This window comes from Pseudomonas sp. AC255 (genome assembly GCF_979258175.1).
The window spans coordinates 416,157-431,560 of the sequence record NZ_OZ409841.1; the positions used below are offsets into that span (position 1 = coordinate 416,157).

10 protein-coding genes and 2 pseudogenes are annotated in these 15,404 nt (G+C 60.0%); 7 read left to right on the forward strand and 5 right to left on the reverse strand.

Going from position 1 to position 15,404, the window contains the following annotated elements; translation table 11 throughout:
• Positions 1-8: 8 nt before the first annotated feature.
• The 4 genes and pseudogenes from ACZZ0K_RS02075 to ACZZ0K_RS02090 all read left to right on the forward strand — a co-directional run bounded on the left by ACZZ0K_RS02075 (position 9) and on the right by ACZZ0K_RS02090 (position 5,920).
• A pseudogene (locus tag ACZZ0K_RS02075) lies at positions 9-1,372 on the forward strand (DUF1329 domain-containing protein).
• A gap of 253 nt (positions 1,373-1,625) precedes the next feature.
• Complete coding sequence (locus ACZZ0K_RS02080) at positions 1,626-4,361, forward strand: LuxR C-terminal-related transcriptional regulator (RefSeq protein WP_252878877.1); 2,736 nt, start codon at positions 1,626-1,628, stop codon at positions 4,359-4,361.
• A 60-nt stretch (positions 4,362-4,421) separates the two neighbouring features.
• A pseudogene (locus ACZZ0K_RS02085) lies at positions 4,422-5,065 on the forward strand (MBL fold metallo-hydrolase).
• 120 nt (positions 5,066-5,185) lie between these two features.
• Positions 5,186-5,920 (forward strand): YiaD family glycine zipper/OmpA-like lipoprotein, encoded by a 735-nt coding sequence (locus tag ACZZ0K_RS02090; protein WP_041479972.1) that lies wholly within the window; start codon positions 5,186-5,188, stop codon positions 5,918-5,920.
• Between the two features lie 255 nt (positions 5,921-6,175).
• Here ACZZ0K_RS02090 and ACZZ0K_RS02095 read toward each other — a convergent pair whose 3' ends face one another.
• Positions 6,176-6,610 carry a Z-ring associated ZapG family protein gene (locus ACZZ0K_RS02095; protein ID WP_042609742.1) on the reverse strand — a complete coding sequence of 145 codons (435 nt, stop codon included), beginning with the start codon at positions 6,608-6,610 and terminating at the stop codon, positions 6,176-6,178.
• Positions 6,611-6,754: 144 nt separating this feature from the next.
• Here ACZZ0K_RS02095 and ACZZ0K_RS02100 point away from each other — a divergent pair, with 144 nt between their 5' ends.
• From ACZZ0K_RS02100 to zapE, 3 genes are all read left to right on the forward strand, one after another.
• Positions 6,755-7,384 carry an alpha/beta hydrolase gene (locus ACZZ0K_RS02100; protein ID WP_160768466.1) on the forward strand — a complete coding sequence of 210 codons (630 nt, stop codon included), beginning with the start codon at positions 6,755-6,757 and terminating at the stop codon, positions 7,382-7,384.
• Positions 7,385-7,408: 24 nt separating this feature from the next.
• A complete protein-coding gene (locus ACZZ0K_RS02105; protein WP_252882668.1) occupies positions 7,409-8,764 on the forward strand; it encodes a tryptophan--tRNA ligase in 1,356 nt (451 codons plus the stop codon).
• A 90-nt stretch (positions 8,765-8,854) separates the two neighbouring features.
• The gene (gene zapE / locus ACZZ0K_RS02110) at positions 8,855-9,949 is read left to right on the forward strand and encodes a cell division protein ZapE (RefSeq protein ID WP_150638826.1); all 1,095 of its coding nucleotides are present in this window, start codon (positions 8,855-8,857) and stop codon (positions 9,947-9,949) included.
• 45 nt (positions 9,950-9,994) lie between these two features.
• Here zapE and ACZZ0K_RS02115 read toward each other — a convergent pair whose 3' ends face one another.
• From ACZZ0K_RS02115 to ACZZ0K_RS02130, 4 genes are all read right to left on the reverse strand, one after another.
• Entirely contained in the window at positions 9,995-10,981 is a 987-nt protein-coding gene (locus tag ACZZ0K_RS02115) for an asparaginase (RefSeq protein ID WP_150741837.1), read from the reverse strand.
• 69 nt (positions 10,982-11,050) lie between these two features.
• A complete protein-coding gene (locus tag ACZZ0K_RS02120; RefSeq protein WP_258707185.1) occupies positions 11,051-12,256 on the reverse strand; it encodes a hypothetical protein in 1,206 nt (401 codons plus the stop codon).
• A 14-nt stretch (positions 12,257-12,270) separates the two neighbouring features.
• On the reverse strand, positions 12,271-13,158 hold the full coding sequence (locus tag ACZZ0K_RS02125) for a nitrilase family protein (protein WP_038860996.1): 888 nt from the start codon (positions 13,156-13,158) through the stop codon (positions 12,271-12,273).
• A gap of 176 nt (positions 13,159-13,334) precedes the next feature.
• Positions 13,335-15,284: a flavin monoamine oxidase family protein gene (locus ACZZ0K_RS02130; protein WP_463558940.1), complete on the reverse strand. Its 1,950-nt coding sequence runs from the start codon at positions 15,282-15,284 to the stop codon at positions 13,335-13,337.
• Positions 15,285-15,404 lie beyond the last annotated feature (120 nt).

Consider the following 15,404-nt stretch of genomic DNA (forward strand, 5'->3'; position numbering starts at 1 on the left):
ACGAATTTATGAAAATAACAAAGAGTCTGTTCCACGCCGGTGTTCTGGGCCTGTCGCTGCTGGCGACCAGTGTCATGGCGGCGGTGCCTGCTGCCGAAGCGGATAAACTGGGCAAGAGCCTGACGCCGATGGGCGCGGAAATGGCCGGTAATGCCGACGGTTCGATCCCGGCCTGGAAACCGCTGCCAAAAATGCCGGCAGCGTCGACAGCAAGGGCTTCCTGTCCAACCCTTACGCCAGTGAGCAGCCGCTGTTCACCATCACCGCCAAGGATGTCGACAAGTACAAGGACAAGCTTGCCCCGGGCCAGTACGCGATGTTCAAGCGCTACCCGGAAACCTTCAAGATGCCGGTCTATCCGTCCCATCGCGGCGCCACCGTGCCGGATGACGTGTTCGCCGCGATCAAGAAGAACGCCACCAGCACCAACCTGGTGTCCGGCGGCAACGGTCTGGAAAACTTCGATACCGCCGTGCCGTTCCCGATCCCGAAAACCGGTGTGGAAGTGATCTGGAACCACATCACCCGTTATCGCGGCGGCAGCGTGACCCGTCTGGTGACCCAGGCCACGCCGCAACCGAACGGCTCGTACAGCCTGGTGTACTTCCAGGATCAGTTCGTGTTCCGCGACAAGATGAAGGATTACGATCCGGCGAACCCGGGCAACATCCTGTTCTACTTCAAGCAGAAAGTGACCGCGCCGGCGCGTCTGGCCGGTGGCGTACTGCTGGTGCACGAGACTCTCGATCAGGTCAAGGAGCCGCGTTCGGCGTGGGTCTACAACGCCGGGCAGCGTCGTGTGCGCCGTGCACCGCAAGTGTCGTATGACGGCCCGGGTACTGCCGCCGACGGCCTGCGTACCTCGGACAACCTCGACATGTACAACGGCGCGCCGGATCGTTACGACTGGAAGCTCGAAGGCAAGAAAGAGATGTACATCGCCTCCGACAGCTACAAGCTCGACGATCCGAAACTGAAGTACTCGGACATCATCAAGGCCGGTCACATCAACCAGGACCTGGCTCGCTACGAGCTGCGCCGCGTCTGGCACGTGGTCGCGACCCTGAAGGAAGGCCAGCGCCACATCTACGCCAAGCGTGACTTCTACATCGACGAGGACACTTGGCAGGCAGCGGTCATCGACCACTATGACGGTCGCGGCCAACTGTGGCGTGTAGCCGAGGCGCATGCCGAGAACTACTACGACAAGCAAGTGCCGTGGTACGCCCTCGAAACCCTCTACGACCTGCAGTCCGGCCGCTATCTGGCACTGGGCATGAAGAACGAAGAGAAGCAGGCGTATGACTTCGGCTTCACCGCTACCACCAGCGACTTCACCCCGGCCGCTCTGCGTCAGGATGGTGTTCGCTAAACCTGCGTAAACCCGAGGCCGCATCCTCGTGAAAACGCCCCGACCGGTTCGGGGCGTTTTTTTGCGTGCGGTTTCACGCCTCAGCTCCGACACGGATTCATCGTGGTCGCGATTGGTCGGTGATGCCGGATTTTGGCGGCGCTGTGTAGGCTTTTTGTAGCCATTTGTAGCAGTGACCTTCATTACCTCTTCGTTTAAGGCTAGGCTGCGGACATCTGCAACGCCGCCAATCGCCTTCGAACAAGAGCCGGCCATGACTGATCTGTCCCCACTTCCGGGTCCCGCAAGCATCACCGTCGCAGCACTGGACGGGCGTTTTTTCCGCCCGCCGCTGCCTGATGGCTATGTCTTGCGGCCGCGCCTTTGCCAGCGTCTGCAGGCCGGGCTCGGAGGTCGGTTGCTGCTGGTCAGCGCCCCGGCCGGGTTCGGCAAAAGCTCGCTGGCAGTGGAGTTCTGTCAGAGCCTGCCGGCGCATTGGCAAAGTCTCTGGCTGGGCTTGAGTCCGCGTGACAATGATCCCGGACGTTTTCTTGAGCGCTTGCTCGAAGGTCTGCAGGACTACTTTCCGGCCTTGGGCGCTGGCGCTCTTGGTCTGCTGAAAATGCGTCAGCGTCATCAGCCATTCGCTTTTGAAGAATGGCTCGACGGTCTGCTCGATGAGCTGGCGCTGCATCTCGATCCTGCCGCGTCGTTGCTGCTGGTCCTCGACGACTACCACCTCGCCCAAGGGCCGGTGCTGGATCGTTGCCTGCAATTTTTCCTCAATCATCTGCCCGATGGCTTGCTGGTGATGGTCACCAGCCGCCAGCGCCCGGACTGGCATCTGGCGCGTCTGCGCCTGTCGCGTCAGTTGCTCGAGCTGCACGAACAGGACTTGCGCCTGACCCACGACGAAGCCCTGACCTTGCTCGACCGCCACAGCAGCTCACTGCGCGGCGAAGCACTGGAAAGCCTGATCCAGCGCAGCGAAGGCTGGGTCGCCGGCCTGCGCTTCTGGCTGCTGGCGGTGGCCGAGGCGGGTAACGATGCCGCGCTGCCGCAGGCGCTGAACGGCGGCGAGGGGTTGATACGCGACTATCTGCTCGAAGAAGTCATCGATTGCCTGCCGGCCGAAGTGCAATCGTTTCTCTACGAAACCGCACCGCAGGAACGCTTTTGCAGCGAGCTGTGCGACGCGGTCCGCGAAGCCCATGACAGCGCCGAGATCCTGCGCTTTCTGCTCGCCCATCAGGTGTTTCTGGTGCCGCTGGACGAGCACGGTCACTGGTACCGCTATCACCATTTGTTTTCTGACTTGTTGCGCAGCCGGCCAATCGCCCAGGCGATGGTGCCCAACGCTACCCTGCATTTGCGCGCCTGCCGCTGGTTCAATGCGCAAGGCCTGCTCGACGAAGCGGTGGAGCAGGCGTTGCGTGCCGGGCATCTCGATGTCGCGGCGAACCTGGTACAGAACCTGTCCGAAGAACAGCTGCTCGCCGAGCAGAACGTCGGCATGCTGCTGCGCTGGAAAATGGACTTGCCCGACAGCCTGCTGATCAGCACGCCACGGCTGATCGTGCTCTACAGCTGGGCGCTGGGGCTGGCCTGTCAGCTCGACGCCGCTGAAGAGCTGGCCAGCCATTTGAGCCGTTTCCTGCCGGCGCCTTCGGCCACCGCGCAAAAATCCATGCTTGCGCAATGGCTGGCGCTCAGCGGGATCATCGCTCGCGGGCGCGGCCATCGCGAACTGACCCTGCGTTATTGCAGCGAAGCACTGGAGAGCCTGCCGGCCAAACGTTATGGCCAGCGGCTGATGTGCCTGTCGACCTTGTCCAACCTGGCGATCGCCGACGGTGATCTGTGGCGCGCCCGTGGCCTGAACCGTGAATCCCTCGAGCTGGCGCAACGGGTCGGCAATCCATTATTCGAAGCGTTGGCGCATTACGACAGGGCGCGGGTTCTGCAATCGCGGGGCGAGATTCTGCGCGCGCTGGATGAAGTGCATCAGGGCCTGGAACGCTTGCGCGGTCTGTCGCCGCAACGCCTGTACGCCGTACGCGCACGGCTGACGTTGTATGAAGGTTTCCTGCTGGCGATGCGTTTGCAGCCGCAGGCCGCACGCGTACGCCTGCTGGCCGGCATTGGCGAGGCGCGCGCCTGTCGCGACATCAGCGTGCTGATCGGCCACTGCGTGATCGCTCGGCTGGACGGCGCCAGTGGCGAATTCGCCAAGGCCTTCGCCGAACTCGCCGAAGCCGAACGCCTGATGCACATCTGGGACGTACCGCCGATCTACTATCTGGCGATGATCACCCTGGTCAAATGCGAACTGTGGCTGGCTCAGGGCCGGATTGATCTTGCCGAGGCTTGGCTTGCACGCCTGGGCCAGACCTACACCGGCGAACACGCTGCGGCACCGCCAGAGTTTCATCCGCAGCTGCCGCTGCATGTGGAACTGCAACAGGCGCTGCTTGATGTGATTCAGGGGCAACCGATGCTCGCCGAAGGGCGGCTGAACGTGTTGCATGAAAACGGCCAGCGGACCGGCCGGCAGTTGCTGAGCGTGATGGCGTTGACGCAGAAGGTGGCGCTGTTGCTGTCCAGTGGACGCGAGCCCGATGCGCGCAAGGTGTTGAGTCAGGCGCTGGAAGCTGCGGCCGGCGGCGTATTCCAGCCCTTCGATGCGCTGCTGAAAAGTCATGCCGACTGGATGCGCGGGCAATTGCAGGCGCTTTCCTGCCACGCCGTCAGCCAGCAATTGCTCACACAGTTCCCAACAGCCGCGCCGCGACCGAGCGTAGAAAGCTCAACTACCGAACAACTCAGCAGCCGGGAATTGGCCGTGCTGCGCCTGATCGCCCAAGGCTGTTCCAATCAGGAAATCAGCGAGCAGTTGTTCATTTCCCTGCACACCGTGAAAACCCATGCCAGCCATATCAACAGCAAGCTCGGGGTTGAGCGGCGTACGCAGGCGGTGGCGCGGGCGAAGGCGTTGGGGTTATTGCTCTAGCGACGGTAAAATTCGCCATCGGCCGTTGCCAACGGCGTTGACCCTGTCCAGGATTTTTCCATGACCACGCCCAGCCCTGCGCTTATCCGCGAAACCTTCCCCGTCGGCCCGCTCCAGTGCAACTGCACGATCATCGGCGACCCACTCACAAAAAAGCCATCGTCGTCGATCCCGGCGGCAACCCGGACCTGATCATGGCGCGCCTCGATGCCCATGGCCTGAAAGTCGTCAGCATCATCCACACCCACGCGCATCTCGATCACTTTCTCGCTTCCGGGCAGATGAAGGAGAAAACCGGCGCGACCCTGCATCTGCACAAGGAGGATCAATTCCTCTGGGACAACCTTGAAATGCAATGCCAGATGTTCGGCGTGCCTTACACCCCGGTGCCGTCGCCGGATCGCTGGTTGAGCGATGACGAAGAACTCGCCTGCGGTTGCGGTGTGGCACTGCACACGCCGGGACATACACCCGGGTCCATGAGCTTTTGGTTTTCCGAGGCTAAGCTGTTGATAGCCGGCGACACGCTGTTTCGTCGCGGGGTAGGGCGCACGGATTTGTGGGGTGGCGATCAGGCGACCATCGTGCGTTCGATCAAACAGCGGCTGTATACGCTGGACGAGGACGCAACGGTTGTCACCGGGCACGGTCCGGACACGCGTCTGGGTGATGAGATGCGTGAGAACCCGTTTGTGCGTGCCTGAATTTTTTGTCACGGGCAGCGGGCGGAATTTTTAGGCATTGTCATGATCCAACGCCCGCGCAGGTCCATTGATTGATCAGTGGCCGCTGCACCACAGAATGCAGAAAACCAGGAGCTCTCCATGTTCACCACGCGTCGTTTGATTATTGTCGCTACTGCCGTGGCCGTGCTGTCCGGCTGCGCCTCGCCTAATCCGTATGACAATCAGGGTCAGGCCGACGGTGGCTCGCAAGGCATGAGCAAAACCGCCAAATACGGTGGCCTCGGCGCGCTGGCCGGCGCACTCGCCGGTGCCGCCATCGGTCACGACAACCGTGGCAAGGGCGCCTTGATCGGCGCTGCTGTCGTCGGTGCCTCCGCTGCCGGCTACGGCTACTACGCCGACCAGCAGGAAAAGAAACTGCGCGCGAGCATGGCCAACACTGGCGTTGAAGTGCAGCGGCAGGGCGATCAGATCAAGCTGATCATGCCGGGCAACATCACCTTCGCCACCGATTCGGCGAACATTGCCCCGAGTTTCTACCAGCCGTTGAACAACCTGGCCAACTCGCTGAAGGAGTTCAACCAGAACCAGATCGAAATCGTCGGTTACACCGACAGCACCGGCAGCCGCCAGCACAACATGGACCTGTCACAGCGTCGTGCGCAGAGCGTGGCGACCTACCTGACCTCGCAAGGTGTCAGCGGTGCCAACCTGTCGGCCCGTGGCGCCGGCCCGGATAACCCGATTGCCAGCAACGGCGACGTGAATGGCCGCGCGCAGAACCGCCGGGTCGAAGTCAACCTGAAGGCGATTCCGGGCCAGCAGTATGGTGGTCAGCAGCAACAGCCGGGTACGGTGCAGCAGTATCCATAAGCGATTGCCTGAATGAAGAAATGCCCGATCCTGTGATCGGGCATTTTTTTGTCTGGGCAGTGCCGGCCTCTTCGCGGGCAAGCCCGCTCCCACAGGTATTGGCGGTGGCCACAAAATCTGTGTTCCACACCTGACCCCTGTGGGAGCGGGCTTGCCCGCGAAAAGGCCAGTGTTGTCACCGCAAAATCAGCCGATACAAAAAAGCCCCCGGACAACAGCATTGTCCGGAGGCTTTTTGTTGGGCGCGAAACCCGATTACTTCTTCAGACCATAATGCTCATCGAGCATGCCCGGCGAGTTTGGATTCTTCGGTGCATAGTCACGCGGTGGTTCCTGATCGCGCGGTGGCGTCAGGCGTTCACGTGGTGCCTGCGCTGCGTCGGCGTGCAGGGCGGCGATCAGGCGCTGGCGGGTCTGCTCGTCCAGGGCCAGACGATTGGCGCCCTCGGCGAGGTGGTCCTGCACTTCCTGATAGCTCTGGGTCAGTTTCTTGACCAGCATCGCTGTGCTGTTGAAGTGGGTGACCACTTCGTTCTGATAACTGTCGAAACGCTCCTGGATATCATCCAGTTGACGCTGCGTGCGGCTCGGTGCGGCGTTCGGCGCAACGCGCGCGATCAGGAATCCAATGGCGACACCCACAACCAGGGCAAGAGTCGGTAACAACCAAACTAAGAGCGAGTGTTCCACGAGTCCTTCCTCTATAAACGGCTTTGCTTTACGTTAACGGCTCGAACCTGCGCTGTATACCGCGATTCACTCGCAATAGATTGGCACAGACAATTTGCTAGACGAGTCGACCCGATTCGAGGTCACGGAGTTCCTCCCTTGCTGATGCGTGAAACCCCTGTAGTGATTGACGGCCCTGTCGGCCAAATTGAGGCTTTGTATCTGGATAACGAGCAGCCGCGCGGCATCGCGCTGATCTGCCATCCGAACCCGGTACAGGGCGGCACCATGCTCAACAAGGTCGTCTCGACCCTGCAGCGCACCGCGCGCGACGCAGGCCTGATCACCTTGCGTTTCAACTATCGCGGCGTCGGCGCCAGCCAGGGCACGCATGACATGGGCACCGGTGAAGTCGACGACGCCCAGGCCGCCGCCACATGGCTGCGGGAAAAACACCCGGATCTGCCGCTGACCCTGTTCGGTTTCTCCTTCGGCGGATTTGTTGCAGCAAGTCTCGGCGGCCGTCTCGAAGCCCAGGGCGTGCAGCTTGAGCACCTGTTCATGGTTGCCCCGGCGGTGATGCGTCTGGGCGAGCAGGATCAACTGCCGCAGCACGGCGGGTTGACCGTGATCCAGCCGGAAACCGATGAAGTCATCGATCCGCAACTGGTCTACCAGTGGTCGGAACAACTCCAGCGCCCCCATGAGCTGCTGAAAGTGGCAGAATGCGGACACTTTTTTCACGGCAAGCTGACCGATCTCAAGGATCTGCTGCTGCCGCGTCTCTCGAATTGATTGCAGTCTGACAAGCGATTACCCATGACCAACCGTACCCGCATTCTCACCGGCATCACCACCACTGGCACGCCGCACTTGGGCAACTACGCTGGGGCCATTCGCCCGGCAATCCTCGCCAGCCGCGACAGCCAGGCCGATTCGTTCTATTTCCTGGCCGACTACCACGCCCTGATCAAATGCGATGACCCGCTGCGCATCCAGCGCTCGCGTCTGGAAATCGCCGCGACCTGGCTGGCCGGTGGCCTCGATGTCGACCGCGTGACGTTCTACCGCCAGTCCGACATCCCGGAAATCCCCGAGCTGACCTGGCTGCTGACTTGCGTCGCTGCCAAGGGCCTGCTCAACCGCGCGCACGCCTACAAGGCCTCGGTGGACAAGAACGTTGAGACGGGTGAAGACCCGGATGCCGGCATCACCATGGGCCTCTACAGCTATCCGGTGCTGATGGCGGCGGACATCCTGATGTTCAACGCGCACAAGGTGCCGGTCGGTCGCGATCAGATTCAGCACGTGGAAATGGCCCGCGATATCGGTCAGCGTTTCAACCATCTGTTCGGCCAGGGCAAAGAGTTCTTCACCATGCCCGAAGCGCTGATCGAAGAAAGCGTGGCGACGTTGCCGGGCCTCGACGGTCGCAAGATGTCGAAGAGCTACGACAACACCATTCCGTTGTTCAGCAGCGCGAAAGAAATGAAGGACGCGATCTCGCGGATCGTCACCGACTCCAAGGCCCCGGGCGAAGCGAAAGATCCGGACAACTCGCACCTGTTCACTCTGTTCCAGGCCTTCGCCACTCCGGCGCAGGCTGACGAGTTCCGCAGCGAACTGCTCGGTGGTTTGGGCTGGGGTGAGGCGAAGAATCGCCTGTTCCAGTTGCTCGACAATGAGCTGGGCGAGGCGCGCGAGAAGTATCACCAGTTGATCGAGCGTCCTGCGGATCTGGAAGACATTCTGCAGATTGGTGCGAAGAAGGCCCGCGCCGTGGCCACGCCGTTCCTCAATGAATTGCGCGAAGCCGTTGGCCTGCGTTCTTTCGTCAATCAGGTCCAGGTAGCCGCGACTACCAAGAAGAAAGCCGCGAAAGCCGCACGTTTCGTCAGCTTCCGCGAGGACGACGGCAGCTTCCGTTTCCGTCTGCTGGCGGCCGATGGCGAGCAATTGCTGTTGTCGCGCAACTTCGCCGACGGCAAGACTGCCGGCCAGGTGACCAAACAGTTGCAGTCCGGCGAGTCGCTGGATGTGCGTACTGATGACCTGAGCTTCAGCGTCTGGCTGGCCGGTGAGTGCGTGGGCGACAGCCCGGCCTTCGCCGACGCTGCCGCGCGAGACGCCGCCATCGAGGCGTTGCGCGTCGCGCTGACTCCAGCTCAAGACTGATAGGCGGCACGACCCGACCAAGGGCCGATTGCCATTCCCACAGGCCGTCGCTACAGTGACGGCCCGTTTTTGTTGCCTTGCTAACGAATTATGACGCCCCTAGAACGATATCAAGCTGATCTGAAACGCCCGGACTTCTTCCATGACGCCGCGCAGGAAACTGCTGTGCGTCACTTGCAGCGTCTGTACGACGACTTGATCGCCGCTGACCAGAACAAGCCGGGTCTGTTCGGCAAGCTGTTTGGCAAAAAGGATCAGGCGCCGGTCAAGGGCCTGTATTTCTGGGGCGGCGTCGGTCGCGGCAAGACTTACCTGGTCGACACCTTCTTCGAAGCGTTGCCGTTCAAGGAAAAGACCCGCACGCACTTCCACCGCTTCATGAAGCGTGTGCACGAAGAAATGAAGACCCTGGGCGGCGAGAAAAACCCGCTGACCATCATCGCCAAGCGCTTCGCGGCCGAGTCGCGGGTGATCTGCTTCGATGAATTCTTCGTCTCCGACATCACCGACGCGATGATCCTCGGCACGCTGATGGAAGAATTGTTCAAGAACGGCGTGACCCTGGTCGCGACGTCGAACATCGTGCCGGACGGCCTGTACAAGGATGGCCTGCAGCGCGCGCGCTTCCTCCCCGCCATTGCGCTGATCAAGCAGAACACCGAGATCGTCAACGTCGACAGCGGTGTTGACTATCGTCTGCGTCACCTCGAGCAAGCCGAGCTGTTCCACTATCCGCTCGACGAAGCCGCCCACGAAAGCCTGCGCAAGAGCTTCAAGGCACTGACGCCGGAGTGCACGGCAGCGGTGGAAAACGATGTGCTGATCATCGAGAACCGCGAAATCCGCGCTCTGCGCACCTGCGACGACGTGGCCTGGTTCGACTTCCGCGAACTGTGCGACGGCCCGCGCAGCCAGAACGACTACATCGAACTGGGCAAGATCTTCCACGCCGTGCTGCTCAGCGGCGTCGAGCAGATGAGCGTCACCACCGACGACATCGCCCGTCGCTTCATCAACATGGTCGACGAATTCTACGATCGCAACGTCAAACTGATCATTTCTGCTGAAGTCGAGTTGAAGGATCTGTACACCGGCGGACGCCTGACCTTCGAGTTTCAGCGCACGCTGAGCCGACTGCTGGAGATGCAATCCCACGAGTTTCTGTCGCGGGCGCACAAGCCTTAAGCGGAGTCTCGGCGACAAAAAAGGGCCTGCGATTGCAGGCCTTTTTTATGGGGCCAGTTCAGCGAGGCAGGTTGCCAACGTTGATTGCTGTTGGCAGCCAACCAGAAGCCAGAGCAGAATTCTTGCTTTGCGCGGGCATAGGAACCCAGCCATCACGGCACCTTTACGCGTCATATCGATTTCACTGCCGACGAAGCCATAGGTCACTTGCGCCGTCGCGCCACAACCGGTGCGGGTGGCGATGATCACCGGAATATGTCGGGCAATGCCTTCGATGACGTTGGCCCAGTCCGCTGAAACATGGCCGGCACCGAAGCCAGCGATCACTAGGCCGGCGTAACCTAGCTCCACAACCTTCTCTAGCAGCAGACTGTCTGCACCGAGCGAAGCTTCCAGCAAAGCAATATTCTGGCGGGTGTCTCGGGGCATCGGCAAAACATGGCGCGCAACCGGCGCATGGAAGTAGCGCGGAGCGCCTTCCACTATCAAGCCAGCAGGGCCGGTCAAGGGCGAGGCGAAGGCGTGCATGGCCATTGAATCGACTTTGCGCACGCTACTGGCGCGGTGAATCTCGCCGTTGATAACCACCTGTGCTCCGCGCCCATGACTGCATGCCGCCAACGCAACGCGACCGGCATCCAGCAGGTTTGCCGGGCCATCAGCCCCCGCTTGCATGGCAGAGCGCATGGCGCCAGTCAGCACCAATGGCTCGTCGTGCGCCCACAGGTAATCGAAGAAAGTGGCGGATTCCTCCAGAGTGTCCGTGCCCTGGATGATGATGACTGCGGCCACGCCTTGGCTGATCTGCGCGTTGGCCCAGTTCAATACGTCCAAGAGGTATTCGAAATCCAGCGAAGCGCTGGGTAACAGACCGAAAGTCTCGACGGTTGCTCGTGCGAGCATATTCAACTCCGGCACGGTGTTCAGCAACGCTTCGCCGGACACCGCCGGAACGACGCCTTGGCCGTTTTGCGTCGATTGCATGCTGACAGTGCCGCCGAGCGCGGCAATAGCCAGTTTTGGCAGTTCCATGTGATACCTCGCGAAGAAAGACCGGCTGTACCGGGGACTATCCAGATGCCAGCCGGGGCAGGGGAAAGATCAGTGGCTGGCCAGCCATCCGACGATTGGCAGGATCAATAGCGTACTGAGAGCCATCGACAACACGTTACCGATAAAGCCATGCATGAAGCCTGGCAGCCGCTGCGCGAGGGCGCAGGCCAGTGGCGGGGCGATTAGGGCGCCGAGCAGCGCACTGGAGATGATCACTTGCCAAGCGCCGCCGAAGGTAAGGATCGCAGCCGGAACAACGGACACCAGCGGTACATAGGTCGGATACCAACCGCGCGCCATCCACTGCTTGCGCCAGATCACTACGCCCAAGGCCGACGTCAGCGCCTGACCGGCCAGCAGTTGCGGCAGCAGACCGGTGCCGTAGACCGGGCTCATCGGGTTGAGTGTAAATGCGAGCAACGCACCGACAATCAGTCCCAGACTGGCCCACTCATTGCCGAAGAAAGGTGCCTCGGAGAAATCCGCCAAGACCCGGCGCATGCTCCATACCACGCCATAATCCGGCGCCTTGCCGGACACGGTCATGCTGACTTCCTCGGCAGCCGGCTCGGGCTCCGCTGGTCTCACCAGGCTTGGCACGTAGCGACAAAGCACGAAGGCGCCGATGCTGGCGATGGCCATGCCCGAAACATTGCCAATCACCACGGGCAGACCGAGTGGGTTGCATACGTAATTGACCATCAGCAGACACAGAGGTGTCACGAACAGGGCGCCCATGATGGCTCCGTTGATCGCGACCTTCCAGCCTGCACCGAACATCAATACCATTGCGGCAGGCAACGACACGAATGCCGCGAAGGTGGGCTGCCAACTGGTCGCGGTGACGGTCCAGCCCCACAGCAAATTGCTCAGCACCAGACCCAGTAGTGAGCTTGTCACCAGCCACGGCCAGAGCCCGCTGCCGTAACAGATCGTGAAGCCTTGCCAGGCTTTTCCCGTTCGATTAGCCCAATAGCCCAGATATGCACCGGCCAGAAGGCCAATCGAGGCAAACTCGTGTTTATAAAACGCCACCTCGCTGATATCTCCAAGCACCCAACGCAGCCAGGCAGCAGCGTCGGGAAAACTCGAAACCATATGGCTGTAGTCCGGCCAGCGCGCCGACCACAACGAATGATGGGTGAGCGATAGCCAGCCAATCAAAACCGTCGCACCCAGAATCAGGCCGATAATGGTGCTGTCCATCGCGGTTCTGGCCACGATTGTTTTGCGGTGCTTTGCGTGAATGTCCATTGCCCGGCCTCCGGTTAACGCGGCAGGCACGGATGCTGGGTGTAACCGAGCATTCGATCGTAGACATCACAGCGCCGATCACGGTGCAAATCGTTCAGGTCGTTCCAGATTGGCGCACTGCGCGAGCTGGTCAGGTCGATATCGGCGTAGAGGATTTCCTGCTGGTCGGCGGACGCCACGCGGCCAATCGGCCAGCCGTTAGTGCCAGCAATCAAAGAGCATCCAAGGTAACGAGCGCCACGCTCTTCGCCGATTCGGCTGGCCGCCGCAATGAACACATTGTTGACGTGCGCCGCGGTCATGGTCAGGTACGAAGCCATGCACTTGCCGGCGTCATCGAACAAGGGCGGTGGTGTCCAGACCCAGTTGTTCAGGCTGCAGATAATGTCCGCGCCCTGCTGGCTGAGGATTCTCGGGACCTCGGGAAACCAGATGTCCCAGCAGATCAGCAGACCGATACGACCGATCGGCGTTTCGAACACCGGGAAACCGCTATCGCCTGCGGTGAACCAGAGCTTCTCCAGATTCCACAGGTGCGCCTTGCGGTATTTGCCGATGAAACCGTCAGGTCCCAACAACACGGCTGTGTTGTACAACCGTGCCCCTTCGCGCTCGGTCAGCCCTGCTACCAGATACACCTGATGCTGGCGGGCAAAATCCTCCCATCGGCTCACGCTCGGCCCATCCGGAACCGATTCGGCGTGATCGAACGCATCCTGTCGAGTGCGAAAGAAATAACCGGTGTTTGTCAGCTCGGGCAAAACGATGAGGTTGGCACCGCCATTGACCGCCTGCAGTGCCAACTCCAGGCTATTACTCAGATTCGCTGCACGATTTTGCGTACCGACCTGCGGATCACATTGCACAACCGCAACACGAACAGGGCTTGTTGACTCACTCATTTTTCATGATCCCTTATTGTTGTTTTCACGCCATCGGGTGGCGGGGAACATAAGAGTCGAGTCAGCACTGGAAGGTAAGTCGGCGCTTTCCGGTTAAGTTGTAGTACGCCTCCTAGGACGATTAAACACATATCGACGATGCACGTTCAGGACGCTGAATTGCGTGACTGAAAACTTCATGGTCCGGCCTGGTAGTGTGGATAGTCGGTTATCTGGAAGCCGCCATTGAACTGCGCCGAGGTTTTTTCGCAAATATGAATCACCGCATCGATGGCACCGCGAAAGCAGGGCTCGGTCCAGCCGGCATCCACTGAAAACGACTCGCCAGAAAGATACAGCCCGGAAACACTGGAATAGTCGCGGTTGTATTTCATCAGGCTTACAGCGTCGTAGTAGGCGCCGGGGCGGTAAAGTTTGGCGCACCCCAGTGAGTTCTTATCGGTGATCCAGCGCTGTACGACGGCCTGATTCAGGCCAATGAAAGGCGAGATGCGCTGCCCGATATTGCTGCAGTTCATCAGGATTCGATCAAGTTCTTCGGCACATTTGGCGACCAGCTCCTTGTCGCTGAAACAGCAGAGTTTGGTAGCGTCATCTTCCCAGGTGTAACTGAGAAGAATGCAGTCGTAGCTGTAGTGATCGTTATAGCGGTAGGTATAAACATCGTGGATAAAACTGTCCGTGACGATCGCTTGGGGGATGGCGGTATTGCCGGACAGGAAGGATTTCTTCAGCGGCGCGAACACTTTGCAGCTGGTTTCCCAATGTGCTGTCTTGTACGCATTGATCGTTTCGAACGGCAGCATTTGTGCAGTGAAGTTTTCAAGCCTGATTCGTGTTTCGATCAACCACGAAGGCAGCGTCATGATCACGGAGTCATAATCGCTGAAATGTTCCTGGGCCTGATGGGGGCGACTTTGCTTCCAGTTGTAGTAGACACGGGTTCTACCGCTGTCGAGCTTTTTCAGCCGAGTGACGGCGCTATCAGTCAGCAAACCTTCGCGGTATTGCAGGCTGTGTTCGTGGAAAGACATCGCTGTTTCATCAGGTTTGATGAACATAAGGCTTTCACTCAGCGCCGCGAGACCGAGGTAGCGCGGGCCTTCAAACTGCAGGCCGGTTGAATCGAAAACCGCATTGCTGCGGATATGCGGTGAGTCAGGCAGAGGATCGCCTTGTTCATCTACCCGACCCAGCACCAGTTGCAAGTGACTGCTGAACCCGAATATGGCAGTGCGCAGCGGGTACAGTGCACAGACGTCATAAAATGCGCCCCAGCTGCCGTCACCGATGCCGATGGCATAAAAAATGGCCGATTCCTCTGGCGACATTCCCATCCCGCCAAAATCGCCCGGCGCGTCTTTTTCCCAGCGTTGCAGCACCGGCATGCTCACCAGATCACGGAAGGAAATGGCGTGATACCTGGCGACAATAGCTGCCCACACGGACTCCCATTCCTCGCTCGCATAACTGTCGCAAACGTGCCGGGTCATGCGGTCGGCGAACGCTCTCCATTTTGCATACACCGCTTGCAGCTTCTCGCCGGGAGGACGGGTCTGACCGTCGGCGTTTTTCCAGATAAGCATTTGCGGCGTAGCCTGCTCTGACAGGCTGCCCTCGCGCAGATAGATGCCGGTTGATTTGACCCATTGGCTGCCGGGATTGGCAAAGTCTGAAAGGGCCAGGTCGAATATCGTCGCGTAGTAGGCCATCAGCGAACGACCGTCCTTCGGCGATTCTCCTTCGCGATTGAACAAAGGCATACGCATCGCACCCATTTCGAACGGGGTATGGCTGGCCTTGGATTGAGGACTGCCGGGAACGGTCAGGTGCCTGCCGCCGATTCGCGAGGACTGTTCGATCAGCGTGATCTGGGTGAAGCCGCAGCGCAGCAATTCTCTCGCTGCCGTCAGGCCTGTGATGCCTGCGCCGATGATGCAGATTCGATGGCTCGAATCAGTCGCTCGGGCGATTCCGCCTGGCTGCTCCAGTAACGCGCGGTAGTCAAAACACAGGTCCGGCGGATTGGGGAAACGGGCTTTCCAGTTGTCCTGTGGCGAACGTTTTTTGCGTTTTTCAAGGCCAGGAGCCTGTGAGGGATAGTTGTAGCTGGAGCCGATGGTCACTGTTGATCTTCCCTGATGCGATGTGCTTGGGAAGTAGTCTGGTCGGCGCAGGCACGTCCGAACAGTCGTAAAACACAGCCAGACGCTGTTCTGTTTTCGTTCATTTGTGTCGGACGAATC

Excerpts from the sequence above, each read along its gene's own strand:
- ACZZ0K_RS02125 (WP_038860996.1), bottom strand. The coding sequence starts at position 13,158 with ATGAGTGAGTCAACAAGCCCTGTTCGTGTTGCGGTTGTGCAATGTGAT.
- ACZZ0K_RS02120 (WP_258707185.1), bottom strand. The coding sequence starts at position 12,256 with ATGGACATTCACGCAAAGCACCGCAAAACAATCGTGGCCAGAACCGCG.
- ACZZ0K_RS02115 (WP_150741837.1), bottom strand. The coding sequence starts at position 10,981 with ATGGAACTGCCAAAACTGGCTATTGCCGCGCTCGGCGGCACTGTCAGC.
- ACZZ0K_RS02100 (WP_160768466.1), top strand. The coding sequence starts at position 6,755 with ATGCGTGAAACCCCTGTAGTGATTGACGGCCCTGTCGGCCAAATTGAG.
- ACZZ0K_RS02090 (WP_041479972.1), top strand. The coding sequence starts at position 5,186 with ATGTTCACCACGCGTCGTTTGATTATTGTCGCTACTGCCGTGGCCGTG.
- ACZZ0K_RS02105 (WP_252882668.1), top strand. The coding sequence starts at position 7,409 with ATGACCAACCGTACCCGCATTCTCACCGGCATCACCACCACTGGCACG.
- ACZZ0K_RS02080 (WP_252878877.1), top strand. The coding sequence starts at position 1,626 with ATGACTGATCTGTCCCCACTTCCGGGTCCCGCAAGCATCACCGTCGCA.
- zapE (WP_150638826.1), top strand. The coding sequence starts at position 8,855 with ATGACGCCCCTAGAACGATATCAAGCTGATCTGAAACGCCCGGACTTC.